The 248-nt window shown below is 74.6% G+C and carries 1 protein-coding gene; it reads right to left on the bottom strand.

Annotated elements, in window-relative coordinates:
• On the bottom strand, nt 1–248 hold a 248-nt coding region (locus AC0CH3_RS17885; RefSeq protein ID WP_465238137.1), incomplete at both ends, for an FHIPEP family type III secretion protein.

Here is a 248-nt window from a genome sequence, read left to right as displayed (position 1 = left end):
CGACGGGGGCGATGACGACGGGGGCGGGGCGACGCTCGTTCTGGCGCAGCTTCCAGGCCGCGAACCCCGCGATCGCCGCGGCGGGCAGGATCACCATGTGCGGCATCCCGGGCCGGACGCCGAGCAGCGCGAGGATCACCGCGACGGGCGTCCAGGTGCGGGGGCTACCGAACTGGCCGCCGAGCTGGCCGGCGAGATCCTTGTCCGAGGTGACGCGCGTGACGATCGACGCAGCGGCGAGCGACAGC

The sequence above is a fragment of the Sphingomonas sp. AC449 genome, assembly GCF_979253475.1.
The sequence above is the reverse complement of the archived record's forward strand: the minus strand, read 5'-3'. Positions and strand labels throughout refer to the sequence as shown.